The 22,393-nt window shown below is 70.3% G+C and carries 23 protein-coding genes; 13 read left to right on the top strand and 10 right to left on the bottom strand.

Annotated elements, in window-relative coordinates:
- On the top strand, positions 1-663 hold a 663-nt coding region (locus G3I65_RS46485; protein ID WP_160701770.1), incomplete at its 5' end, for a hypothetical protein.
- A gap of 2 nt (positions 664-665) precedes the next feature.
- Here G3I65_RS46485 and G3I65_RS46490 read toward each other — a convergent pair.
- Positions 666-1,517 (bottom strand): CoA ester lyase, encoded by an 852-nt coding sequence (locus G3I65_RS46490; RefSeq protein WP_160701771.1) that lies wholly within the window; start codon positions 1,515-1,517, stop codon positions 666-668.
- The gene (locus tag G3I65_RS46495) at positions 1,514-2,584 is read right to left on the bottom strand and encodes a CoA ester lyase (protein WP_160701772.1); all 1,071 of its coding nucleotides are present in this window, start codon (positions 2,582-2,584) and stop codon (positions 1,514-1,516) included. The genes G3I65_RS46490 and G3I65_RS46495 overlap by 4 nt, the downstream gene beginning before the upstream one ends.
- Before the next feature lie 421 nt (positions 2,585-3,005).
- Between G3I65_RS46495 and G3I65_RS46500 the strand changes: the two genes are divergently transcribed.
- From G3I65_RS46500 to G3I65_RS46510, 3 genes are read left to right on the top strand one after another with little or no spacing between them, the layout of a single operon-like run.
- Positions 3,006-3,656, top strand: a complete 651-nt coding sequence (locus G3I65_RS46500; RefSeq protein WP_160701773.1) for a hypothetical protein — start codon at positions 3,006-3,008, stop codon at positions 3,654-3,656.
- 10 nt (positions 3,657-3,666) lie between these two features.
- A complete protein-coding gene (locus tag G3I65_RS46505) occupies positions 3,667-4,317 on the top strand; it encodes an SDR family oxidoreductase (RefSeq protein ID WP_160701774.1) in 651 nt (216 codons plus the stop codon).
- The gene (locus G3I65_RS46510) at positions 4,314-5,264 is read left to right on the top strand and encodes a ribose-phosphate pyrophosphokinase (RefSeq protein ID WP_160701775.1); all 951 of its coding nucleotides are present in this window, start codon (positions 4,314-4,316) and stop codon (positions 5,262-5,264) included. The genes G3I65_RS46505 and G3I65_RS46510 overlap by 4 nt, the downstream gene beginning before the upstream one ends.
- Here G3I65_RS46510 and G3I65_RS46515 read toward each other — a convergent pair.
- Complete coding sequence (locus tag G3I65_RS46515; RefSeq protein WP_160701776.1) at positions 5,261-6,556, bottom strand: D-arabinono-1,4-lactone oxidase; 1,296 nt, start codon at positions 6,554-6,556, stop codon at positions 5,261-5,263. The genes G3I65_RS46510 and G3I65_RS46515 overlap by 4 nt on opposite strands.
- Positions 6,557-6,641: 85 nt before the next feature.
- On the opposite strand from G3I65_RS46515, the gene G3I65_RS46520 reads away from it, so the two are divergent.
- Positions 6,642-7,826 (top strand): amino acid deaminase/aldolase, encoded by a 1,185-nt coding sequence (locus tag G3I65_RS46520; protein WP_160701777.1) that lies wholly within the window; start codon positions 6,642-6,644, stop codon positions 7,824-7,826.
- Between the two features lie 416 nt (positions 7,827-8,242).
- On the opposite strand, the gene G3I65_RS46525 is transcribed toward G3I65_RS46520, so the two are convergent.
- Positions 8,243-8,890: a TetR/AcrR family transcriptional regulator gene (locus G3I65_RS46525; RefSeq protein ID WP_125309514.1), complete on the bottom strand. Its 648-nt coding sequence runs from the start codon at positions 8,888-8,890 to the stop codon at positions 8,243-8,245.
- 130 nt (positions 8,891-9,020) lie between these two features.
- Between G3I65_RS46525 and G3I65_RS46530 the strand changes: the two genes are divergently transcribed.
- Positions 9,021-10,337, top strand: coding sequence for a GH1 family beta-glucosidase (locus tag G3I65_RS46530; RefSeq protein WP_160701778.1), 1,317 nt, complete (start codon positions 9,021-9,023; stop codon positions 10,335-10,337).
- Positions 10,330-11,589: an MFS transporter gene (locus G3I65_RS46535; RefSeq protein ID WP_160701779.1), complete on the top strand. Its 1,260-nt coding sequence runs from the start codon at positions 10,330-10,332 to the stop codon at positions 11,587-11,589. Before G3I65_RS46530 ends, G3I65_RS46535 begins: the two co-directional genes overlap by 8 nt.
- Positions 11,590-12,017: 428 nt before the next feature.
- Here the strand turns inward: G3I65_RS46535 and G3I65_RS46540 are convergent, their stop codons facing one another.
- Together G3I65_RS46540 and G3I65_RS46545 are read right to left on the bottom strand one after the other, a co-directional pair.
- Positions 12,018-12,431: a hypothetical protein gene (locus G3I65_RS46540; RefSeq protein ID WP_086860450.1), complete on the bottom strand. Its 414-nt coding sequence runs from the start codon at positions 12,429-12,431 to the stop codon at positions 12,018-12,020.
- A gap of 12 nt (positions 12,432-12,443) precedes the next feature.
- Complete coding sequence (locus G3I65_RS46545; protein ID WP_003069007.1) at positions 12,444-12,788, bottom strand: hypothetical protein; 345 nt, start codon at positions 12,786-12,788, stop codon at positions 12,444-12,446.
- Positions 12,789-13,107: 319 nt separating this feature from the next.
- Between G3I65_RS46545 and G3I65_RS46550 the strand changes: the two genes are divergently transcribed.
- Together G3I65_RS46550 and G3I65_RS46555 are read left to right on the top strand one after the other, a co-directional pair.
- Positions 13,108-14,493: a helix-turn-helix transcriptional regulator gene (locus G3I65_RS46550; RefSeq protein ID WP_125309525.1), complete on the top strand. Its 1,386-nt coding sequence runs from the start codon at positions 13,108-13,110 to the stop codon at positions 14,491-14,493.
- A 31-nt stretch (positions 14,494-14,524) separates the two neighbouring features.
- Positions 14,525-15,412 carry a phosphotransferase family protein gene (locus G3I65_RS46555; RefSeq protein WP_160701780.1) on the top strand — a complete coding sequence of 296 codons (888 nt, stop codon included), beginning with the start codon at positions 14,525-14,527 and terminating at the stop codon, positions 15,410-15,412.
- Positions 15,413-15,623: 211 nt separating this feature from the next.
- Here G3I65_RS46555 and G3I65_RS46560 read toward each other — a convergent pair whose 3' ends face one another.
- The 4 genes from G3I65_RS46560 to G3I65_RS46575 form a co-directional block, all read right to left on the bottom strand.
- The gene (locus tag G3I65_RS46560) at positions 15,624-16,652 is read right to left on the bottom strand and encodes a copper resistance D family protein (RefSeq protein WP_160701781.1); all 1,029 of its coding nucleotides are present in this window, start codon (positions 16,650-16,652) and stop codon (positions 15,624-15,626) included.
- On the bottom strand, positions 16,652-17,203 hold the full coding sequence (locus G3I65_RS46565; protein ID WP_166641445.1) for a copper resistance CopC family protein: 552 nt from the start codon (positions 17,201-17,203) through the stop codon (positions 16,652-16,654). Before G3I65_RS46565 ends, G3I65_RS46560 begins: the two co-directional genes overlap by 1 nt.
- Entirely contained in the window at positions 17,204-17,965 is a 762-nt protein-coding gene (locus tag G3I65_RS46570; protein WP_160701782.1) for a YcnI family protein, read from the bottom strand.
- 72 nt (positions 17,966-18,037) lie between these two features.
- Positions 18,038-18,532: a hypothetical protein gene (locus G3I65_RS46575; RefSeq protein ID WP_160701800.1), complete on the bottom strand. Its 495-nt coding sequence runs from the start codon at positions 18,530-18,532 to the stop codon at positions 18,038-18,040.
- Between the two features lie 304 nt (positions 18,533-18,836).
- Between G3I65_RS46575 and G3I65_RS46580 the strand changes: the two genes are divergently transcribed.
- Genes G3I65_RS46580 through G3I65_RS46595 form a run of 4 tightly spaced genes read left to right on the top strand, consistent with a single transcriptional unit; the run spans position 18,837 to position 22,384 of the window.
- Positions 18,837-19,484, top strand: a complete 648-nt coding sequence (locus G3I65_RS46580) for an ABC transporter permease (RefSeq protein WP_086864436.1) — start codon at positions 18,837-18,839, stop codon at positions 19,482-19,484.
- Positions 19,477-20,643, top strand: coding sequence for an ABC transporter ATP-binding protein (locus tag G3I65_RS46585; protein WP_160701783.1), 1,167 nt, complete (start codon positions 19,477-19,479; stop codon positions 20,641-20,643). The genes G3I65_RS46580 and G3I65_RS46585 overlap by 8 nt, the downstream gene beginning before the upstream one ends.
- A complete protein-coding gene (locus tag G3I65_RS46590) occupies positions 20,640-21,419 on the top strand; it encodes an ABC transporter permease (RefSeq protein ID WP_160701784.1) in 780 nt (259 codons plus the stop codon). The genes G3I65_RS46585 and G3I65_RS46590 overlap by 4 nt, the downstream gene beginning before the upstream one ends.
- Positions 21,416-22,384, top strand: coding sequence for a glycine betaine ABC transporter substrate-binding protein (locus G3I65_RS46595; RefSeq protein ID WP_160701785.1), 969 nt, complete (start codon positions 21,416-21,418; stop codon positions 22,382-22,384). The genes G3I65_RS46590 and G3I65_RS46595 overlap by 4 nt, the downstream gene beginning before the upstream one ends.
- The last annotated feature ends 9 nt before the right edge of the window (positions 22,385-22,393 follow it).

Genomic DNA, 22,393 nt, shown 5'->3' on the forward strand with positions numbered 1-22,393 from the left:
ATCGTGGTGGCGACCCTGCCCGCGACCCCCGCCCCGCCCCAGGCCGTGGCGCCGGTCGACACCCGCCCGGCGGTCCTGCTGGCGGCCGCGACGGCTGCCGAGCACGCCCAGGTCGGCACCGGCCGGTACTGGCACTCGACGACGAAGGTGGGCAAGGAAACCTGGGAGTACTGGACCACCACCGACGGGCAGGAGTGGTACCGCGGCGAGCACACCCACGGCAAAGCCGAGCGCATGCCCCGCGCCCGGCCCATCCGGATCAACGGCGACGACGACGTCACCCTCAGCACGATCTTGACGCTGCCCCCGGACCCGGCGGCCCTGCGGACCTGGCTCACGGACGGGCTGACGCGGCACGGAGTGCCCGCGAACCAGCGGGACACGATGGTGCTCCAGTCGCTGATCGACCTGGTCTCCGTGGTGCCGTCACCCCCGGCGGTCCGGGCAGCGGCGTTCCGCGCGATCGCCGCGTACCCGGGCGTGCACGAGCTGGACAGCCGCAGCGTGCGACTGCCCGGCGGCGGCAAACTCGTGGTCGACCCGGCGACCGGCCAGGTCGACGGCTCGTCGGTGTTCCTGGGCCCGGACGGCAAACCGACCGCGAACGCGAACGGCGACACGTACGCGGTCAGTGCCGAGTGGACGGACGACCTGCCGAAGTGACCTCAGCCCTTGACGGCCTCGGCCAGCGCCAGCACCCGCCGCGCGTTGTCGACGTGGAGGTTCTCGATCATCCGGCCGTCCACGGTCACCACGCCGCGGCCCTCCTTCTTGGCCTCCTCGAAGGCCTCGATGATCCGCCGCGAGCGGTCGATCTCCGCCTCCGACGGCGCGAAGATCCGGTTGCACGGCTCGACCTGCGCCGGGTGGATCAGCGTCTTCCCGTCGAACCCGTACTGCCGGCCCTGCTCGCACTCCGCTTCGAACCCGGGAAGGTCCTTCACGTCGTTGTAGACGCCGTCGAGGATGACGCGACCGGTCGCCCGCGCGGCCAGCAGGCACAGCGAGAGCCCGCCCAGCAGCGGCCCGCGGCCCGGGACGAACTCCGCGTGCAGTTCCTTGGCCAGGTCGTTCGTGCCCATCACCAGCACGGTCAGCCGCTCGGACGCCGCCGCGATCTCCTCCGCGTGCAGCATCGCGACCGGGGTCTCGACCATCGCCCAGATCTTCGTGTGGTCCGGCGCCCCGCCGAGTTCCAGCGCGCGCTCGATGTTGTGCACCTCGGCCGCCGAGTTCACCTTCGGGACGACGACCGCCGCCGGGCCCGCCGCGGCGGCCGCGCGCAGGTCGGCGTCGTGCCACTCGGTGTCCAGGCCGTTGACCCGGATCGTCACCTCGCGCTCGCCGTAGTTGCCCACCGCCGCGCAGACGCGTTCGCGCGCGGCTTCCTTGGCGTCGGGGGAGACGGCGTCCTCGAGGTCGAGGATCAGCGCGTCGGCCGGGACGGACTTGGCCTTCTCCAGCGCTCTTTCGTTCGCGCCGGGCATGTAGAGGACGGAACGTCGGGGCGTGGTCATCCGAGGATCTCCTTGGTGGCCGCGTCGTACGCCGCGGCGAGTTCGGGGTCGTCCGCCGCGAGGGCGTCGGCCAGTTCGGCGACCACGCGGCACTGCTTCACCGACGCGTCGTCCTGCATCTTCCCGTCGATCATCACCGCGCCCGTGCCGTCGCCCATCTCCGCGATGACGCGCCGCGCCCAGGCCACATCGGACGGCGAAGGCGAGAACACCTTCTTCGCGATGTCGATCTGCACCGGGTGCAGGCTCCACGCGCCGACGCAGCCGAGCAGGAACGCGTTGCGGAACTGGTCTTCGCAGGCGACGACGTCGCGGATGTCCCCGAAGGGCCCGTAGTACGGCAGGATCCCGTGCATCGCGCAGGCGTCGACCATCCGCGCCACCGTGTAGTGCCAGAGGTCCTGCTGGTAGGTCGTCCGGCCGGTGGTGAGGTCGTCGCCGGTCGGGTCGGTCCGCACCAGATAGCCCGGGTGGCCGCCGCCGACGCGGGTCGTCTTCATCCGGCGGCTCGCGGCCAGGTCGGCCGGGCCGAGCGAGATGCCCTGCATGCGCGGGCTCGCGCCGGCGATCTCCTCCACATTGGCCACGCCGCTCGCTGTCTCGAGGATCGCGTGCACCAGCAACGGCTTCGTCAGGCCGGCGCGGGCTTCGAGCTGGGCCAGCAGCCGGTCGACGTAGTGGATGTCCTGCGCGCCTTCGACCTTCGGGACCATGATCACGTCGAGCTTGTCGCCGATTTCGGTGACGAGCGTGACCAGGTCGTCGAGGACCCACGGCGAGTCCAGGCTGTTGACCCGCGTCCACAGCTGCGTCCTGCCGAAGTCGTTCGCCTTGGCGATCGACACCAGGCCGGCGCGCGCGGCCTCCTTGCGGTCGGCGCGGACGGCGTCCTCGAGGTTGCCGAGCAGGACGTCGACCTTCTTCGCGATGTCCGGCACCTTCGCGGCCATCTTCTCGTTGCCGGGGTCGAAGAAGTGGATCATCCGGGACGGCGTCACCGGGATCTCGCGCACGGGAGCGGGCGCGCCCAGGGCGAGCGGGGCGAAGAAGTCCTTCGGGGAGCGCATCGGTCCTCCACGGTGACGACTAAGTGACTGATCGGTAACTTTAGTCGCGGGCGCCCGTCACCGCTGCGGCGTAGCTCACCGCCACGAGGGTGATGGCGGACAACCGCAGCTCAGCGCCCTGCGTCCACTGTGGATTTTGGCGTGGTTGCGCCGAATGGGCTAGTCGGGCCGGGTGGGGGTGTGCTGCCCCGGGTAGTCGGTCGCGGGCGGACGGTAGTGCCACTCACCTCGCGATCACTCGGTTGGCCGCACCGTTCGACCGAAGTCGGATGACCGCCTACCGACCGGTCATCGACCGCTGAGCGCCGCCGATCGCAGCCACGCGCCTTACCCGGCGACGCCGCGCCGCCGCGCTGTTAGACAAGTGAGGTGCCGGTTTTCACCGGTCACGAAGCGGTGCAGGTAAGAAGGAGGCGGACTCGTGGCGGCTACACCTCAGAACACCGAGCGCTCGACGGTCGCCGGTGGCGCGAAGCGCAGCCGGTCGATGCCGAGCCGCGTGGTGCCGCCGATCGAGCTCCCCGCGGGCGTCGACGAACTCGCCACGGCCGCCGCGGCCCAGCTGGGCTGGAACGGCGTCGTCCTTCCCGAGATCACGATCCTGGGCCGCAAGGTCTGCGTGGTCGCCAAGCTCCGCACCGACGTGCACGCCGAGCGCATCGCGATGGGTGCCGGCCCGGTGGCCGACCGAGCCACCGTCGACACCTGGACCTGGCCGGAGCTGGCCGGAACCGCCCCCGCCCCGGCCGCCGAGATCGTCGGCGTCCTGGCCGTCGCGCGCCACTGGCGCACCGCGATGGCCTCCGCGGTTCCGTTCGCCCGCTACGGCGAGGCCGCGATGGTGCTCCCGTCACCGGCCGTCCTCACCGAGGACTACGTCGGCAACTGTCTCCCGCGCGCCCGCGCGTACGGCCTCGCCGTCGTGACCGCCGACCCGAACGCGGTCGTCGACCTCGACCTCGAGGGCCGCACCGAGCGCGTCCTGCTCGCCGAAGACCCGGTCTCCCGCCTGGTGAACGAGCTGGTCTACGACCACCTGCTCCGGACCGCAGAGGCGCCCGCTTCGCACTAGTCTCGGCTCCATGCGAGTCGTCATTGCTGGTGGACACGGTCAGATCGCGCTGCGGCTGGAGCGGCTGCTCGCCGCGCGCGGTGACGAAGGGGTCGGGATCATCCGGAATCCCGCCCACGCGGCGGACCTCGAAGCCGCCGGCGCCCAGGCCGTCGTCCTGGACCTGGAGAATTCCGATGTGGACGCCGTCGCCGAGGTCCTGAAGGGCGCCGACGCCGCGGTGTTCTCCGCTGGCGCGGGCCCGGGCAGCGGCACCGCCCGCAAGGACACTGTGGATCGGGGCGCGGCGGCGTTGTTCGCCGAGGCGGCCGAGCGCGCCGGGGTCCGCCGCCACATCCAGGTGGGCTCGATCGGTGCCGACAACCCGGAGAACCCCGACGTCACCGAGGAATTCCGGCACTACCTGCGCGCCAAGCGCGCGGCGGAAGACGACCTCAAGGCCCGCGACCTCGATTGGACGATCCTCCGGCCGGGCGCGCTCACCGACGACCCGGGCACCGGCCTGGTGCTGCTCGCCGAGCGGACCGACCGCGGCCCGATCCCGCGTGACGACGTCGCCGCGGTGCTCGTCGCCCTGCTCGACGCGCCCGAGACCGCGCGACGCACCCTGACGCTGATCTCAGGTGAGGTCGCGATCGGCGAAGCGATCGCCGCGCTGTGATCAACGAAGCTTCGCGAGAGATCGCCGTTTTCAGCGGCAGCGCGCACCCCGAACTGGCCGAAGAGATCTGCGCCCACCTCGGCGTCCCGCTGCGGCCCGCCGAGGTCCGGCGGTTCGCGAACGACTGCCTCGAGGTGCAGCTGCAGGCCAACTGCCGCGAACGGGACGTCTTCATCATCCAGCCGCTGGTCAAGCCGGTGCAGGAGCACCTGGTCGAGCTGCTGCTGATGCTCGACGCGGCGCGTGGCGCGTCGGCGTCGCGGATCACCGCCGTGATGCCGCACTACTCGTACGCGCGCTCGGACAAGAAGGACGCGCCGCGCATCTCCATCGGCGGGCGCCTGGTCGCCGACCTGCTGGTGACGGCGGGAGCGAGCCGCGTGCTGGCGATGACCCTGCATTCGCCGCAGGTGCACGGCTTCTTCAGCGTCCCGGTCGACCACCTGCACGCGCTGCAGGAGCTGGCGAAGCACTTCCGGCAGTACGACCTCTCGCGGACCACGGTCGTCTCACCCGATCTGGGGAACGCGAAGGAGGCGTCGCACTTCGCGCGGCTCCTTGGCGTCCAGGTCGCGGCCGGCGCGAAGGAGCGCTTCCCGGACGACCGCGTCCAGATCTCGTCGGTCATCGGCGAGATCACCGGCCGCGACGTCATCGTGCTCGACGACGAGATCGCCAAGGGCAGCACCGTGCTGGAGCTGCTCGACAAGCTGGCCGAGCTGAAGCCGCGGTCGATCCGCGTCGCCTGCACGCACGGCCTGTTCGCGGCGAAGGCCATCGAGCGCATCGGCGGCCGGCCGGAGGTGCTGGAGATCGTCTGCACCAACACGGTCCCGGTGCCCGAAGAGGAACGCACCGAGAAGCTGAAGATCCTCTCGATCGCCCCGGCGATGGCCGAGGCGATCCGCCGGATCCACAACGGCGAATCGGTGTCGGCGCTCTTCTAGGCCGAGCCCAGCACCCGGTCCAGGTAGGTGTTCGTGAAGACGCGGTTCGGGTCGGTTTCCTTGCGCACGCGCAGGAAGTCGTCGAAGTGCGGGTAGCGCGTGCGGAGGACGCCGGCGTCGAGGTCGTGCATCTTGCCCCAGTGTGGGCGGCCGCCGACCGCGCCGGCGATCTTCTCGAACGCGCTGAAGTACTCGCGGTACGGCATGCCGACGAACTGGTGGATCGCGATGTAGGCGGAGTCGCGGCCCTGCGCGGTCGACAGCCAGATGTCGTCGGCCGCGGCGACCCGCACCTCGACCGGGAACATCACGGGGTCCTTCAGCTTCGGCACTACCGCCCGTAGCTCGGCGAGCACGTCGAGCACTGATTCACGTGGAACAGCGTATTCCGTTTCGGTGAAGCGGACGTTGCGCGCGGTGACGAAGACGCGGTGGGAGGTGTCGCTGTACTCGCGCGCGGAGAGCATGTTCGACGCGAAGTTGTTCAGCGGCCGCACCAGCCGCGGCATCAGCCGCCCGGTCCGGCAGAGTCCGCCGAAGGCGACGTTCTCCATGATCTGGTAGTCGACGAACTCGCGGACCTTGCTCAGCGGCTCGGCCGTCTCAGTCCGGTTGTTCCGCTTGACCAGCGCGTTCTTGCCGTACGGGAACCAGTAGAACTCGAAGTGCTCGTTCTCGTCGGCGAAGTCGTGGAAGCCCTCGAGGACCTGCTCCAGCGGCTCCGGCCGTTCCTGCGCGCGCAGCACGAACGACGGTTCGCACTGGAGCGTGACGGTGGTGATGACGCCGAGCGCGCCGAGGCCCACGCGGGCGGCGGCGAAGAGGTCGGGCTTTTCGTCAGCCGAACAGGTGGCGACCGAGCCGTCGGCGAGGACGAGTTCGAGCGCGGCGATCTGGGTGGCGATGCCGCCGAGCTTCGCGCCGGTGCCGTGGGTGCCGGTGGAAATCGCGCCGGCGATGGTCTGCGCGTCGATGTCACCGAGGTTGGTCATGGCCAGCCCGAGCGCGTCGAGGGCGGCGTTGAGCTGCTTGATCGTGGTGCCGGAGCGGACGGTGACGAGCCCGGTTTCGAGGTCGGCCCGTTCGATGCCGGTCCAGTAGCGCAGGTCGAGGGCGTCGGAGTCGGCGACGGCGATCGCGGTGAAGGAGTGCCCGCTGCCCCACGGGCGCACGGTCCGGCCGGCCGCGGCGACGGCTTCGACGGCCGCCACGATCTCGGCCACGCTGCGCGGCTGGTGAACGTGCCGCGGCGAGGCGGACGCCGTGCCCGCCCAGTTGGTCCACCGGGTCATCCGCGCGCCCTCCATCGGTCGAGTGCCCGAAACAGTAAGTGAATAGTATTCGCGTTTCAAGCCTTCGTGTCGTACTTTAGACCTCGTGACCAGTGCGACGGTGTACGACTTGGCGACCAAGGACCTCGACCCGCCCTTGGCCGTCGTCGACTTGGCGGCCTTCGACGCGAACGCCGACGACCTCCGCCGCCGCGCGGCGGGCAAGGCGATCCGCGTGGTCAGCAAGTCGGTCCGCTGCCGGGCGCTGCTTGAGCGCGTGCTCGCGATGCCGGGCTTCGAAGGCCTGATGTGCTACTCGCTCGCCGAAGCCGTCTGGCACGTCGAGCAGGGCACGACCGATGACATCGTCGTCGCCTATCCGACGGCCGACCACGAAGCCCTCCGCCGCCTGGCCGCGTCGGAGCCCGCGCGCGCGGCGATCGCGATCATGGTCGACTCGCCGGAGCACCTGGACCTGGTCGACGCCGCCCTCGGCCACGGCCACCCGGAAATCCGCGTGTGCCTGGAGCTGGACGCGTCCTGGCGCCCGGTACCGGGCGTCCACGTCGGCACGCGCCGCTCGCCGGTGTTCACCCCGAAGCAGGCGTCGACGCTGGCCCGCCAGATCCTCGCCCGCCCGGGCTTCCGCCTGGTCGGCGTGATGGCGTACGAAGGCCAGATCGCCGGCCTCGGCGACGCGGCGGGCGCCCGCCTCAACCGAGCGGTGATCCGCTGGATGCAGCGCAGGTCGGCGGCCGAGCTGAACCGCCGCCGCGGCGAAGCGGTCCGCGCGGTCCAGGCAGTGACGTCGTTGGAGTTCGTCAACGGCGGCGGCACGGGCAGCATCGAGTCGACGGGCGCGGACGCGGTCGTCACGGAGATCGCGGCGGGCTCGGGCCTGATCGGCCCGACACTGTTCGACGGCTACTCCCGCTTCACCCCCCGCCCGGCGGCGTTGTTCGCCCTGCCGGTGGTCCGCCGCCCGACCCGCACCATCGCCACCCTGTTTTCGGGCGGCTACATCGCTTCGGGACCGGCGGGCGCTTCGCGCGTCCCGCAGCCGTACCTGCCGACGGGCCTGAAGCTGCTGGGCTTCGAGGGCGCGGGCGAGGTCCAGACCCCGGTGACCGGCCGCGCCGCGCGGTCACTGCAGCTGGGCGACCGGGTCTGGCTGCGCCACGCGAAGGCGGGCGAGCTGGCGGAGCGGTTCACGCACTACCACCTGGTGCAGGGCGACCGGGTCGAGCGCACGGTCCCGACTTACCGCGGGGAGCACCAGAACTTCGGCTGACCCGGCGTGCGGCGTCCGTGCGGCGGAACACCTGACTCACGGCGCGATCGCTGTGTTGTCCCGACTCCCGGACGGGTGATCTGCCAGCAAAGCCGCGCCTGCTCGCCCGGCGGCTTCGCCGGTGTCTTGAATGACTCATTCAGGTCGTCGGAGGTCCTGAATGACTCATTCAAGACCCACGCGACGGTGCCTGACCCACGCAACTGTGCCTGACCTGCGCGACGTGCTGCCCCCGGCGTTAGCCCCAGTGAGAAGGTGGTCCGGCCAATCTGCGTCCCGCACAACCGCCCCGCGCGCGGCCCGCCCTTCCCTGGGGGAACCCCCGCTTCCAGTCTATCGGCGCCCACCGACGAACCCGCCCCGAACCACAGGGTTGTCCACAGCTGTGCATACCTGTGGACAACTTCTGTGGACAACTACGACTGTTCCCCGAACCGGGCCGCCAAGTACCCCTTCACCACGTACTTCGCCTCGGCGACGATCTTCTCGTCCCCTCTCGGCTCCTTCCGGAACGCCAGCTTCAGCAGCGCGTCCGCCACCTCGTTGGCGATGCCGATCGCGAACCGCAGGTCCTCCACCGGGCGGTCGACCTGCGTGGCCACCAGGTCCGTCAGCGAATCCACGATCACCGCGTTGTTGTCGCGGGTTTCGTCCAGCAGCTGACGGTCGATGATGTCGCCGAAGTGGACCTTCGAAAACCCGGGGACCGAGCGGTGCATCTCGAGGTAGATGTCGAGGATCGAGTCGACGACGTCCCACCAGTGTTCCGGGCCGAGCTGCTTCAGGCGCTCGTTCACCGCGCCCACGAACCTCTCCAGGTTGCGGGCGGTAAGCGCTTGCACCACGGCGCGCTTGTCCGGGAAGAACTGGTACAGCGACCCCACGGCGACACCCGCGCGCTTGGCGATCAGGGTGGTCGTCAGCGCGTCGTAACCGAGCTCGTCGATCAACGCCGCGCTCGCGTCGAGCATCTGCTCGACGCGCTTGGCGCTGCGTTGCTGAACCGGCTGGCGGCGCAAGGGAGTGGCTTCTGCCGGCACCTTCGCGGCCTGGATGTCGGACACGGCGCTCCTCCTCGTCTGATCTGGGACTTTATCGTGCCGACGGGGTTCCCCACGGACGAGTGAAGACCTAGTATATGAGAACTTTTCATGTTCACCCGTACGGGTGTCCTGACGAAGGGGTCAGCAGCCGGTGCAGAACCCGAACTTCCCGCCCGACTTCCTCTGGGGCGTTTCGACCTCGGCGTTCCAGATCGAGGGCGCCACCAGCGAAGGTGGGCGCGGACCGTCCATCTGGGACACTTTCACCGCGACCGAGGGCAAGATCGCCCGCGGTGAGACCGCAAACGTAGCCGCCGACCACTACCACCGCTACCCCGAAGACATCGCGCTGATGGCGGAACTCGGGGTAGGCGCGTACCGGATGTCCATCGCCTGGCCGCGCATCCAGCCCGACGGGAAAGGCGCGCCCAACGCCGAGGGGCTCGGCTTCTACGACAAGCTCCTGGACGCCTTGTGCGAGGCGGGGATCGCGCCCGCCGTCACGCTTTACCACTGGGACACGCCGCAGGCGATCGAAGACGACGGTGGCTGGCTCTCCCGGGACACCGCTGAGCGCTTCGCCGAGTACGCCCGCATCCTCGGCGAGCGCTTCGCCGATCGGGTGAAACTGTGGATTCCGCTCAACGAGCCCATGGTCATGTCGATCTACGGCTACGCCATCGGGGAGTACGCGCCCGGGCAGACCCTCCTCCTCGACGCCATTCCGACCGCGCACCACCAGAACCTCGCCCACGGCCTCGCCGTCCAGGCGCTGCGGGCGGCCGGGGCGACGAACATCGGGACCGCCAACAACCACTCGCCCGTCTGGCCCGCCGACGAAAGCGACCGCGACGCCGCCGAGTGGCTCGACGCGCTCATCAACCGGCTCTACGCGGATCCCGTGCTGCTCGGTACCTATCCCGAGCAGCTGCACCCGCACCTGCCCGCCGGGTTCGCCGACGACCTGTCGACGATCGCGCAGCCGCTCGACTTCTACGGCGTCAACTACTACGAGCCACAGGGGGTCGCGAAGCCCAGTCCGGGGAACCCGCTGCCGTTCGACCTTCGCCCGATCGAGGGCTACCCGATGACGACGAACGACTCGCCGATCGTCCCGCACGCCCTGCGCGAGCTGCTGCTCGGCTTCCACGCGCGCTACCGCGACAAGCTGCCGCCGATCCATATCACCGAGAACGGGTGCAGTTTCGCCGACGAGGTCGCCGAAGACGGCGCGGTGCACGATCCTGAGCGCATCGACTTCCTGCACAGCCACCTGGTCGCGCTGCGCGAGGCGATGGACGCCGGCGTCGACGTCCGCGGCTACTTCTGCTGGTCCCTGCTGGACAACTTCGAATGGTCCAAGGGCTACGCGCCGCGCTTCGGCCTGGTGCACGTCGACTACGAGACCCTGCGGCGGACGCCGAAGGACTCGTTCCACTGGTACCGGAAGCTGGTGCGCCATGAGTGAAACGACCAGAGCCGTCCCGGAGGCGCTCGCCGAACCCGTCGTGCGGGTGCGGCCCGGCTGGATGAGCCTGCTCTTCTTCGCGAACATCGCGCTCTGGCTGGGGATCTACGCGCCGATCCAGGTGCTGCTGCCGCAGCAGGCCGAGCTGCTCGACCAGGTGAACAAGGAGTTCGTGCTCGGACTGGTGATGGGTGTCGGCGCGATCGTGGCGCTGGTCGTCAACCCGGCGGTCGGGCTGCTGTCGGACCGGACGACTTCGCGGTTCGGCCGCCGTCACCCGTGGACGGTGATCGGGGCCGCGGTCGCCGCCGTCGGGTTGCTGGTGCTGGCGTTCGCGCCGGACGTCGCGCTGATGATCACCGGCTGGTGCCTGGTGCAGGCCGGGCTGAACGGCATGCTCGCCACCCTGATGTCCGCCATCGCCGACCGCGTGCCGGTCGGTCAGCGCGCGCAGGTCGGCGGGCTGGTCGGCATCGCGCAGATGCTCGGCACCGTGCTGGGCGCGGTCGTGGTGGTCGTGATGCTCGGGATCGCCGGCCTGCCGCTGGCGTACGCGGCCTGTGCGGGGATCGTCCTGGTGGGCGCCGCGTTCTTCGTGCTGCGGACGCCGGACGCGCGCCTGCCGGTCGAGTTCCGGCCGTCGTCGAAAGCCGGCGAGGTCCTCCGCAACCTCTGGGTCTCGCCGCGGCGGCACCCGGATTTCGCGTGGGCCTGGTCGTGCCACTTCATGATCAACCTCGGCAACGCGTTCGGGACGCTGTACCTGCTGTTCTTCCTCAAGGACGCGGTGCACTACCCGGACCCGGACACCGGGCTGCTCATCATGATGGCGCTCTACGGCGTCGCGCTCGTGATCGGTGCCGTGCTCGCCGGCCACTTCTCCGACAGGTCCGGACGGCGCAAGCCGTACGTCCTGGCGGCCTCCGGCGTGATGGCGCTGGCCGCTTTGCTGCTCGTGCTGTGGCAGAGCTGGCCGGTGGCGCTCGCCGCGTCCCCGCTGCTGGGGGTCGGGTTCGGCGCGTACATGGCGGTCGCCTTGGCGATGCTGACGCAGGTGCTGCCGACGGCGCAGGACCGCGCGAAGGACCTGGGCGTCATCAACATCGCGAACTCGCTGCCGCAGGTGGTCGCTCCGCTGGTGACGCCGCTGGTGCTGTCCTACCTCGGCGGCTACCCGGGCCTGTTCGCGGCTTCGGCCGTCGCGACGCTGCTGGCCGCGGTGCTCGTGCTGCGCGTGAAGGCGGTTCGCTGAGAGCTTTGGAACCGCGGGCCGGTGCCGGTCGGGGGAGGGGAGTGCAACGGCACCGGCCCGCGGAATTCAGGGACCGCCCGGGAGGGCGGATCGCCACGGTCGAACCAGTGGTCCATACCGGGGCTTGATGATCAATCTAGCGGGCGATTACCGCTCCGGCTAGGGCTAACGCGGAATTTTTTCGATTAATCGCGGAACGGTTCGGGATGATGGCCGAGGGCTGGTTCGCGCTGCTCGGGGGTGCGGGCGAAACAGCCCTCGGCCGGGGCGAGTACCGGCGCGGGTCCGATGGGGCGATCGGCCGGCCGCGCTCGCCGGATCAGGGGGGAGGACGCCACTTTCTCCAGGAAAGTTGCGCTTCCGGTCGGGGAGGACGTCACTTTCCCTAGGAAAGATGCGGGTCCTCACGCGGACTTCACTTGACGGGGTCAGGCGGTGACCGCTCGGCGCGGGTTCACGAGCGCGTGGCGACCGGTGGTCTCCGCCGCGGTGGGGGCCGGGTGGACCGGGACCGGGCTCTTGCGGCGGCCCTGCAGCCGCCGGTCGGACGGCGCCTGCTGCTGCGGCGCGAGCCCGCCGGCCACCAGGTGTTCGTGCGCGACCTGCCAGACCGAGCACGGCGCCTTGCAGCGGTGCCACCGGGTCGAGCAGGTCGGGCAGTCGCCGCGCTCGTCGGGCTCGTGCATCTTCAGCATCGCGCGCCACGCCTCCGTCAAGCGGGGCAGTTCGGAGCGCGCGACCGAGACGAGCGACTGGGCGTCGGCGCGGTTCGCCAGGTCGGTCAGCATGTCGAGGCGCTCCCAGACCGCGTTGCGGAGGACCTGCCCGAGTACCTGATCCATGTCAGCTCACCGTTACCTTTCCGCCATCTTGGCGGCTTCGTTGAGCGCGGCGCGCAGCTGGCCGAGCTGGCCGGACGTCAGCCGCGCGGTCTCGCCGGGGGGCGAGACCAGTACCACCTGGTTGTCTTCGACGAACACCGTCACCGCGCGTTCCCGGCTGATCAGGTCGCCGCACTGCACCCGCCACACGAGCTGACCGCCCTCGTAGTGGCGGACGCTCGCGGTGCGGGGGTCCACCGCGGCGGCCGGGGTGACGGGACGGACGGCGGAGACGGGAGAGACCGTCGCGACCGCCGGCCGCACGGCGCGGGTGGCCGTGCCGGCATGTCCTCCTGCGAACGAGTCCACGAACTCCACGCCCTTCTCCGCTCTGTCGAAAGTCCTTCGAAGATGCCTTCTGCAACATCTCTTTGTCACAACGCTGCGGTTTTCGTAGCTCTCCGTGATCGCTGCCGGTGTCCGGGCGGTGACGGAGATCTGACAACTACAGTGAGGTGCAACCGGCTGCGATAGAAGGTCGAAATGGCGTCATAGCGGTGACCGGACTCGGTTCCACGGTAAGCGGTCAACGGACTTCGCCCGGACCGATCAGGGCGCCAGTTCGGCAGTTCACACGGTTCACCAGGTTTGCCTACGCTGTTTCACAGACGCCCGACCGGACAGTGGAGGGGGCGCGATGGACGCCAGTAACGGTGGCAGTGCCGAAGCCCGGCAGAGCCACGCGGTTCCCGCTGACGCGTGGGAGCAGCCCGAGATGAGAGCTGCTCTCGCGACGCGAGAGATCAGCGGCGTCTACCGCCTCTTGCGCAAGCACGGTGTCTCGCAGCGCCAGATCGCCGCGATGACCGGACAGTCCCAGTCCGAGGTGTCCGAGATCCTCAAGGGTCGCCAGGTCATGGCCTACGACGTGCTCACGCGCATCGCCGACGGCCTCGGTGTCCCGCGGGGGTACATGGGCCTCGCCTACGACGAGGCCACGGCGATACGCGTCGTCGGCTCCGCCGACGGCCAGCAGGCTGAGGAGGACGAGTCCGTGAAGCGACGGAGGTTCCTCGCGCACGCCGCCCAGGTCACGATGGGTGCGGCGGTGTTCGGTCCGGAATCGGGCACCTGGTCGGCGGGACCGGCGCGCACGCCGGCGCCCGGTCGCATCGGCATGACCGACGTGCGCCAGGTGGAAGCCGCGACCCGCGCGCTCCGGGCGCTGGACTACCAGTACGGCGGCGGGTTCTGCCGCGATGCCGTCGTGGCGCAGCTGTCCTGGGGACAGCAGATGCTCGAGGCGCACGGCACGGAAATCGTCAAGAACCGCCTGTACGTGGCCCTCGCCGACCTCCACTCGCTGGCCGGCTGGACCTCCTTCGACACCGGCCTGATGGACTCCGCCCGCGGGCACTTCGCGAACGCGCTGGACCTGGCCAAGCAGGGCGAGAACCACCCGCTGGTGGCCAACGTCCTCTACCGCATGGGCCGCGTCTACCTGCACCAGGACGCCCCGAACGACGCGCTGAAGCTGTTCCAGCTGGGCCAGATCGCAGCTCAGGAAAGCGGTTCCGAGCTGGCGGTCTCCGTGCTGTGCGCGAACGAGGCGTGGGCCTACGCGATGATGGGCAACGAAGAGCAGGCGGTGAAGCTGCTCGGCCGGAGCAAGGACGAGTTCGAGCGCGCCAACCTGGCCGAGGCCGAGTCCTGGGTGAAGTTCTTCACCGAGACCGACGTCTACGCCATGGTCGGCACCGTCCACACGGTCCTCGCGCAGAAGAACGCCGAGCACACCAAGTACGCGATCCCGGCGCTGACCAGGGCCGTCGACTCCTACGACGACGAAATGGCCCGGTCCAAGACGTTCATGCTGAGCGCGCTGGCCACCAACCACCTGCTCGACGGCGACCTCGACCACGGCGCCAAGGTCGGAGGCAAGGCCATCGACTGCGCCGAGGGCATCAAGTCCGAGCGGGTCAAGGACCGGATGCGGCCGCTGCAGGAAGAGGCGGAGCGCCGCCGCAACAACGCCGACGCACGTGACCTCGCCGATCGCCTCCACGCTTTCTACGCCGCATAACACCGGGGGCGGCGGGGACACCGGGGCAGCCTTGGCCGGCCGGTTCACAGCCGGGAAGCTGCGCGGCGTGCTGGCGGAGACGTGCGCCCTGCTCGGGGTCGACCCGGCGGGCGCGCGGCTGCTGCGGTTCACCAACAACGCGGTGTACGCGCTGGTCACCGCCCCGCTCGTGATCCGGATCGTCGGTTCCACGCGGCTGCGGCACCGCGTCGGGACCGTGGTGCGCGTGGCCCGGCACTTCGAACGCCACGGCGTCCCCGCGATCCGGCTCCTCGACGGCGTCGAGCAGCCCCTGGAAGTGGGCGGGCACCTGGTGACCGCGTGGCACCAGGTGCCGAGCATCGGCCGTCCGGCGACGGCCACCGACCTGGCCCGGCTGCTGCGCCAGGTGCACGCGCTGCCCGCGCCCGACGGCCTCGCCGAGTGGGCGCCGTTCGCCGCGGTGCGGGCCCGGGTTTCCGACGCCGAAGAGCTCGGCGACGCCGACCGCGAGTTCCTGCTCGAGCGCTGCGCCGAGCTCGAAGACCGGCTGGCCGGGCTGGACTTCCCGCTGGCCAGGGGCCTGGTCCACGGCGACGCGTACCCCGGCAACGTCATCCCCGGCCCGGACGGCCCGGTGCTCTGCGACTTCGATTCGTCGTGCGTCGGCCCGCCGGAGTGGGACCTGACGCCGCTGGCGGTCGGCCGCGAGCGGTTCGGTGACCCGCCGGTGCACTACCGGACGTTCGCCGCGGCCTACGGCTTCGACGTGACGTCGTGGTCCGGGTTCGCGGTGCTCCGCGGCATCCGCGAGCTGAAGCTGACGACGAGCGTGCTGCCGATCCTGCGCAGCCGGCCGCAGGTCCGGCCCGAGCTGTTCCGCCGGTTGGCCGACCTCCGCAGCGGCCGGACGGACGTGCGCTGGACGCGTTACCGCTGACCGGCATCTGTCACTTCATGTGACCGGGGCCACAGTCTGCACGTGCATTCGCCGACTGCAAATGACCGTTCGTCGCTTCGGAAATGCCGTCCGCTCAGGGTAGAAAGTTCGGCCCAACGGGTCGCCCCCAATGGTCTACCCGTCATCCCAATGCGCAAGTTGCAGCTACTCGCCGTGACTCCGCGCCGGTTCTACCAGCAGGGAAGGGCTTTCAGGACGCGACGACCGGCGCCCGCGTCAGCACGACGGCGAACCCGAAGGCCAGCCCCATCACGGTCAGCTCCAGCGTCGCCCACGCGGCGAGCGCGGTCCGCTGGTGCCGGACGATCCGCGGCAGCAGCCGCCAGCGGACGTTCGCGCCCAGCAGCGCGATGACGCCGGTGCACAGCGCCTTCAGGATGAGCAACTGCCCGTACGGCGTCGTGAAGATCGCCGCCCAGAACCCGATCGTCGGGTTGAGCGAGACCTCGACCAGCCCGTTGAACAGGCCGGTCGCCGCCGAGATGACCAGGCAGAGCGTCGCGAGCTTCGAGAACCGCGGCAGCGCGTGCGCCAGCAGCGTCCGGTTCGCCACCAGGAGCACGGCCATCGCGCCGAGGCCGCCGGTCCAGGCGACGGCGCTCATGACGTGCAGCTCCATCGAGATCATCGTGTAGTCGTGGTAGTTCCAGTTCGACGCGTGCCCGGTGACCGGCAGCGGCAGCAGCGCGAACAGGCCGAGCCCGACGCGCACCTCCGCGGGCACCTTCTCGCCGAACCGCAGCGCCAGCGCGCCGATCCCGGCGTGGGCGAGCGCGAGCACGGCGACGATGACGAGCGCCTTCCCGGCACCGACGTCGGCGATGTACTGCCCGATGTCCGACGGCGAGAGCGTCGACGAGCCCGGCTTGTACTCCGCGGTCTGCAGGATCAGCGCGACGACCGCGGTCGTGGCCCAGACGAGCGCGGCCGCGACGCCGGCCGGGCGGGCCAGCCGCATGATCGGCTCGGTGAGCTTCGGCCGGTCGTAGCCGACGAGCACGGACAGCAGCGCGAGCCCGATGGTCGTGACCGCGGCGAGGTCGAGCAGGACCCGCACGACCGGGATGCCGGCCGAGACCACCGCGTCGGGCTGCACCACGCCGGGGACCGGCGCGGTGGCGGTGAGCGCGACGCCGATGAGGGCGCCGAGCAGGCCCGCCGTCACGACGCACAGCAGCGTCGAATAGCGGACGTTCGTGGTGGTCTCGGCCTGCGTCATCAGTTCTTCTCTTCGATCTTGCCGCCCGAGCGCAGTGCGACGGTCAGCCCGATGGCCAGCAGCACGACGGCGCCGGCGATCCAGACCCAGATCGGCACCCCGGTCGACGACGACTGCTGCGGGGACGCCGAGGACGCGCTGCCCGGCGAGCGGGCCGCGTCGACGGTCGCCGGCGTGCCGGTGCCCGCCGCCGTCAGGGTGAAGGTGAGCTCACCGGTCACCGGGTGGCCGTCCGCGGACAGCACCCGGTAGCCGACGGTGTACTTCCCCGCCGGGCCGAGCGGCCGCAGCGGCGCGCTGATGACGTTGTTCACCACGCTGATCGGCCCCTCGGCCCACTGGCCGCCGCCGGGTCCGGTCACCGCGATCTGGTTGACGTCCGCGCCCTGCACGTACTGGTCGAACGTCAGGCTGATCTTCTGCGGGCCGGCGGCCACGGACGAGCCGTTCGCCGGGTCCGAGGAGATCAGCACGTTGTGCGCCAGCGCCGGGGTGGCCGTGCCGAGCACGGCCACCACCGTCAACGCCAGCGCGACGAGCGCCTTCCGCATTTAGCTGTTGCCTCCCGACTTGGCCGTGGCCTTGCGGGCCCGGATGGTCGCACCGGCCCCGACGCCGAGGCCGACGGCTCCGACGAGCAGGCCCGCCCCGCCGAGCCAGCGGGCCGTGCTGTCCGACGTCGCCGCAGCTTCAGTCTGCTCCCCGGTGGTCGAGGCGGTGTTCGCGCCCATCGCGGCGTGGTCGCCGTCGCCTTCGGCCTTCGCAGCCAGCTTGACGGTCGGCGCCGGGTGCTCCGGCTCCTCGCCACCGGCCGGGGTCGGCTGGTTCCAGTCGACGACCTTGCCGTCGCTGTAGGTCTGGTGCGCCGGGAACTCCACCTGGTCGACGTTGGTCGGCAGCGGGCCGAAGGAGACCGAGAACTCCTGGTAGTCGGTCGCCTTGAGCTCGCTGCCCGGCTGCGCGGTCCACGTCACCGCGGTGACGGCTTCGGTGACCTGCGTGCCGTTGTCCTTGGTGATCGGGGCCGGCAGCTTCGACTTGGTGACCTCGGCGGTCCAGCCGGGGAGCGGCTTCGTCCGCACCGAGCCGATGCCGTAGTCCGCCTTGAAGTCGACGACGACCTTCGTGGTCTTGACGGGGTCCTTCTCCTCGCTCGGCACGCGGAAGACGATCGCCGCGTAGCCGCCCTTCGTGGGCTGCGGGCCGTAGACGTTGGCGGTGACGTGCGCGGACGCGACGCCCGCGCCGAGGAGACCGGCGGCACCGACGGTGGCGGCGAGGAAACCGGCGCGCTTGAAGACGTGCTGGGACATGGGTTCACTCCTGATGAACTCAGTAAGGGGCAGCGGACTCGGGGGTCCGCTGTGTCGGGGAAAAGCTGGGTTTCAGGAGTGCGCCGGCGGGCCGCGCCGCCCGTGGATCCGGCGCAGGTCGACGCCGACGAGGTGGTCCGGCCCGCTCTCGCGGGCGGGGACGAGCGCGGGTGCCGCGGCCGGGACCGGCAGCGGGGTGAGCAGCCGCGGCAGGATCGCGCGCAGCACGGCCAGCACCGTGAGCAGCGTCGCGTCCGCGCGGGCGAGCAGGAGCGCGGTGAGCAGGGTCGCGACCGCGTGCGCGGCGATCATCGCGGCCCCGGTCCGATCCGGCGACGAGTACATGTCGTGGTGCCCGGCCAGCGTGGTGAGCAGCAGGTGCATCACCAGCTGGGCGGCCCCGAGCAGGGTGATCGTGGCGAGCGGGCCGCGGGCCTTGCGGGTCAGCGCGGTGGCCGTCCAGCCGAACAGGCCGGTGAGCAGCAGCGTCATCGCCGGGTCGGGCAGGCCGCCGTCGGCGAGCCGGTGCGCGGTGACGGAAAGTGCCGCCGCGCTCACGGCGAGCAACGCACCCCGGGTGGCGCCGAGCACAGCGGGTCGCCGTGCCGGAACGCTCATGAGCAGCAGCTTAAGGGACCTGCCCCCGGGTGAGCGTGTGATCCCGTGCAGTGAGCACACGTGAAGTTCACGTTTCGTGTCACTCCGTGGTTCAGCTCATTTCTTGCCGATCCGGGCGGGTTGGGCCACGGTGGGCGGAACCGGTAACCGACGACGGGGGTTTGGACCGGGTGCGCTCTGGGTACTGAGCCGTCGGTCAGGAACTAGCCCGTTCGGGTGAAGGCCGGCGTGAAGGGCGGGAGAGCGGACACGGATGAACCTCTTCGACTACATCTCCGATCGGGCGAGCAAGCTCTGGTTGGAGGCCTACCTGCACACCAGCATGGTCGTGCAGTGCACGATCCTCGCCGCGGTCCTCGGCGTGCTGATCGGGATCGCGGTCTACCGCAGCCCGATCGGTTCGGCGGTGGCCACGGCGCTGGCGAGCACGATCTTGACGGTCCCGTCGTTCGCCCTCCTGGGCCTGCTGATCCCCCTTTCGGGGCTCGGCCCGACGACGGCCGTGATCGCGCTGGTGCTCTACGGCCTCCTGCCGATCGTCCGGAACACCATCGTCGGGCTCGACGGCGTCGACCCGGCCATCACCGACGCCGCGCGCGGGATCGGGATGAGCCGCTTCGGCGTGCTCACCCGGGTCGAGCTGCGGCTGGCGTGGCCGGCGATCCTCACCGGCATGCGGGTGGCGACGCAGATGCTGATGGGCATCGCGGTGATCGCCGCCTACGCGAAGGGCCCCGGCTTCGGCGCCGAGGTCTTCTCCGGGCTCACGAACGCGGGGAGCACGAACTCCCTGAACCAAGCCGTCACGGGCACGGTCGGGGTGGTCATCCTCGCCCTGATCCTCGACGGCATCTACGTCCTGATCAAGCGCTTCACCGTCTCTAGGGGTGTCCGTGGCTGAGAACGAGGAAGTCTCCGGCGTCGAGATCGAGCTGGAGCACGTGACGAAGCGGTACCCCGGCACCCGCGACGCGGCGGTCGACGACTTCTCCATGGTCGTGCCCGCCGGCAAGATCGTGGTCTTCGTCGGCCCGTCCGGCTGCGGCAAGACGACGACGATGCGGATGATCAACCGGCTGGTCCAGCCGACCTCCGGCAAGATCACCATCGGCGGCGAAGACGCGCTGAAGCTCGACGTCGACACGCTGCGCCGCCGGACCGGCTACGCGATCCAGCAGGCCGGGCTGTTCCCGCACTTCACCGTCGCGCAGAACATCGGCGTGGTGCCCGGCCTGCTCGGCTGGGACAAGAAGAAGGTCAACGACCGGGTCGAGGAGATGATGGACCTGGTCGGGCTCGACCCGGCCGACTTCCGCGACCGCTTCCCTCGCCAGCTCTCGGGCGGGCAGCAGCAGCGCGTCGGCGTCGCGCGGGCGCTCGCCGCCGACCCGCCGGTGCTGCTGATGGACGAGCCGTTCGGCGCGGTCGACCCGATCACCCGCGGCAACCTGCAGGACGAGCTGCTGCGGCTGCAGGACGAGCTGAAGAAGACGATCGTGTTCGTCACGCACGACTTCGACGAGGCCGTGAAGCTCGGCGACAAGATCGCGGTGCTCGGCAACCAGTCGTCGATCATGCAGTACGACACCCCCGAGGCGATCCTGGCCAACCCGGCGAACGACACGGTCGCCGGCTTCGTCGGCGCGGGCGCGTCGCTGAAGCAGCTGACCTTGCTGCGGGTCCGGGACGTCGAGCTCCAGCAGGACGCGCTGACCGCGACCGTGTCCGACGACCCGGCCGAGGTCCGCAAGAAGCTCGAAGACCAGCGCAAGCACTTCGCGCTGGTGCTGGACGCGCGCCGCCGCCCGACGCGCTGGGTGCACGTCCGAGAGCTGACCGCGGGGGCGTCGCTGGCCACCGCGGGCAAGCCGCTGCGCGACATCGTCAGCCTGCAGTCGACGCTGCAGGACGCGCTCGAGGCGATGCTCGCCGAAGGCGGCTCGGTGCCGGTGACCGGCGCCCGCGGCGAGTACGCGGGCACCATCCAGCTCGACACCGTGATCGCGACCATCCAGCAGCTGCGGGACGAGCACACGAACGGTGAAGAGGTGTCCGCATGACGGCTGCCGTCGACACCGGTTTCAGCACCGAGTCCGGATCGAAACGCGCGGAACGCGTCCGGCTGCTCGCCCAGCCCGTCGCGGTCCTGGTGATCGTCGCCGTCACGCTGATCTTGGTGTTCTCCAGCGGGCTGACCGCGACCGAGAAGGAGACGCTCAACGCGTCCTCACTGCTCACGGCGTTGTGGGACCACCTCCTGATGACGATCGTGGTGACGGCGATCGTCGTGCTGGTCGCCGTGCCGCTCGGCGTGATCGTGACGCGGCCGTGGGCCCGCTTCCTCGCGCCGGTCTTCCTGGCGATCGCCAACATCGGCCAGGCCGCGCCCGCGCTCGGCGTGCTGGTGCTGTGGTTCATCGTCACCGGCGCGGTCGGCGGGCTGTGGGTGGCGGCGCTGCCGCTGGCCTTCTACTCGCTGCTGCCGGTGCTGCGGAACACGATGGTCGGCATCCAGCAGGTCGACGAGTCGCTGATCGACGCCGGCCGCGGCATCGGGATGTCGGCGGCCGCGGTGCTCTGGCGGGTCGAGCTGCCGCTGGCCGTGCCGCTGATCCTGGCCGGCCTGCGCACGTCGCTGGTGCTGGCGGTCGGCACGGCGACGTTCGGCATGTTCGTCAACGCCGGCGGGTTCGGCCTGCTCATCGACACCGGCTACAAGCTGAACCTGACGTCGGTGCTGGTCACCGGTTCGGTGCTGGCCGTCGCGCTGGCGCTGCTGGTGGACTGGCTGGGCGCGGTCGCCGAACAGTTCTTCGGACCGAAGGGGCTGCGATGAAACTCCGGCGACTCAAGGCCCTGCTCGGGGTGGCGGTGCTCGGCGCGACGCTCTCGGCGTGCGGCCTGACCGTCAACCAGGCGGTGCCCTACGACATCAAGCCGGGCACGATCCAGCCGATCCCGGGACTGCAGGGGCTGAAGGTGACGGTGGGGTCGAAGGACTTCACCGAGAACATCATCCTGGCGTACATGGCCGAGATGGCCCTGACCGCGGCGGGCGCCGACGTCGTCGACCTGTCCGACATCAAGGGCTCCAACTCCTCGCGCCAGGCGCTGCTGTCCGGCCAGACCGACGTCACGTGGGAGTACACCGGCACGGGCTGGATCAACTACCAGGGCAACGAGCTCCCGATGCCCGGCGGCGAAAAGGCCCAGTACGAGGCGACGGCCAAGGCGGACGAAGAGAAGTTCGGCGTCACGTGGCTGAACTACTCGCCGCTCAACGACCAGTACGCCTTCGCCGTCACCGAGGCCTACGGCGCGCAGAACAACCTGAAGACGACGTCCGATCTGGCGAAGTTCATCAAGCAGAAGCCGGACCAGGCGGTGTTCTGCCTGGAAACCGAGTTCACCAGCCGTCAGGACGGGTTCCCGGCCGCGGTCAAGGCGTACGGCTTCCAGAACCCGACGGTGAAGAACTTCGGCATCGGCACGATCTACTCGGCGGTGGCGAGCGGAACGTGCCCGGTGGGCGAGGTCTTCACCACGGACGGCCGGATCTCGGGGCTCAACCTGCGGGTGCTGGAGGACGACAAGAAGGCGTTCCCCCAGTACAACGCCGTGGCGACGCTGCGCACCGAGTTCATCAAGGCCCACCCGGAGCTGCGCGGCCCGCTCGAAGCGGTCAGCGCGGCGATCGACAACGAGCAGATGGTCGAGCTGTGCAAGCAGGTCGACGTCGACGGCCAGGACGCGGGCAAAGTGGCCCACGACTGGATGGTCAAGAAGGGCTTCATCAAGTAGCCCGCGGGG

The sequence above is a fragment of the Amycolatopsis sp. SID8362 genome (assembly GCF_010550475.1).
GTDB classification, from domain to species: Bacteria; Actinomycetota; Actinomycetes; order Mycobacteriales; family Pseudonocardiaceae; genus Amycolatopsis; species Amycolatopsis eburnea.

Bases quoted from the DNA above. Each gene is read 5' to 3' on its own strand.
- G3I65_RS46490 (WP_160701771.1), bottom strand. From the start codon at position 1,517: ATGACCACGCCCCGACGTTCCGTCCTCTACATGCCCGGCGCGAACGAA.
- G3I65_RS46495 (WP_160701772.1), bottom strand. From the start codon at position 2,584: ATGCGCTCCCCGAAGGACTTCTTCGCCCCGCTCGCCCTGGGCGCGCCC.
- G3I65_RS46505 (WP_160701774.1), top strand. From the start codon at position 3,667: ATGCGAGTCGTCATTGCTGGTGGACACGGTCAGATCGCGCTGCGGCTG.
- G3I65_RS46515 (WP_160701776.1), bottom strand. From the start codon at position 6,556: ATGACCCGGTGGACCAACTGGGCGGGCACGGCGTCCGCCTCGCCGCGG.
- G3I65_RS46535 (WP_160701779.1), top strand. From the start codon at position 10,330: ATGAGTGAAACGACCAGAGCCGTCCCGGAGGCGCTCGCCGAACCCGTC.
- G3I65_RS46540 (WP_086860450.1), bottom strand. From the start codon at position 12,431: ATGGATCAGGTACTCGGGCAGGTCCTCCGCAACGCGGTCTGGGAGCGC.
- G3I65_RS46550 (WP_125309525.1), top strand. From the start codon at position 13,108: ATGGACGCCAGTAACGGTGGCAGTGCCGAAGCCCGGCAGAGCCACGCG.
- G3I65_RS46560 (WP_160701781.1), bottom strand. From the start codon at position 16,652: ATGACGCAGGCCGAGACCACCACGAACGTCCGCTATTCGACGCTGCTG.
- G3I65_RS46565 (WP_166641445.1), bottom strand. From the start codon at position 17,203: ATGCGGAAGGCGCTCGTCGCGCTGGCGTTGACGGTGGTGGCCGTGCTC.
- G3I65_RS46570 (WP_160701782.1), bottom strand. From the start codon at position 17,965: ATGTCCCAGCACGTCTTCAAGCGCGCCGGTTTCCTCGCCGCCACCGTC.
- G3I65_RS46580 (WP_086864436.1), top strand. From the start codon at position 18,837: ATGAACCTCTTCGACTACATCTCCGATCGGGCGAGCAAGCTCTGGTTG.
- G3I65_RS46590 (WP_160701784.1), top strand. From the start codon at position 20,640: ATGACGGCTGCCGTCGACACCGGTTTCAGCACCGAGTCCGGATCGAAA.
- G3I65_RS46595 (WP_160701785.1), top strand. From the start codon at position 21,416: ATGAAACTCCGGCGACTCAAGGCCCTGCTCGGGGTGGCGGTGCTCGGC.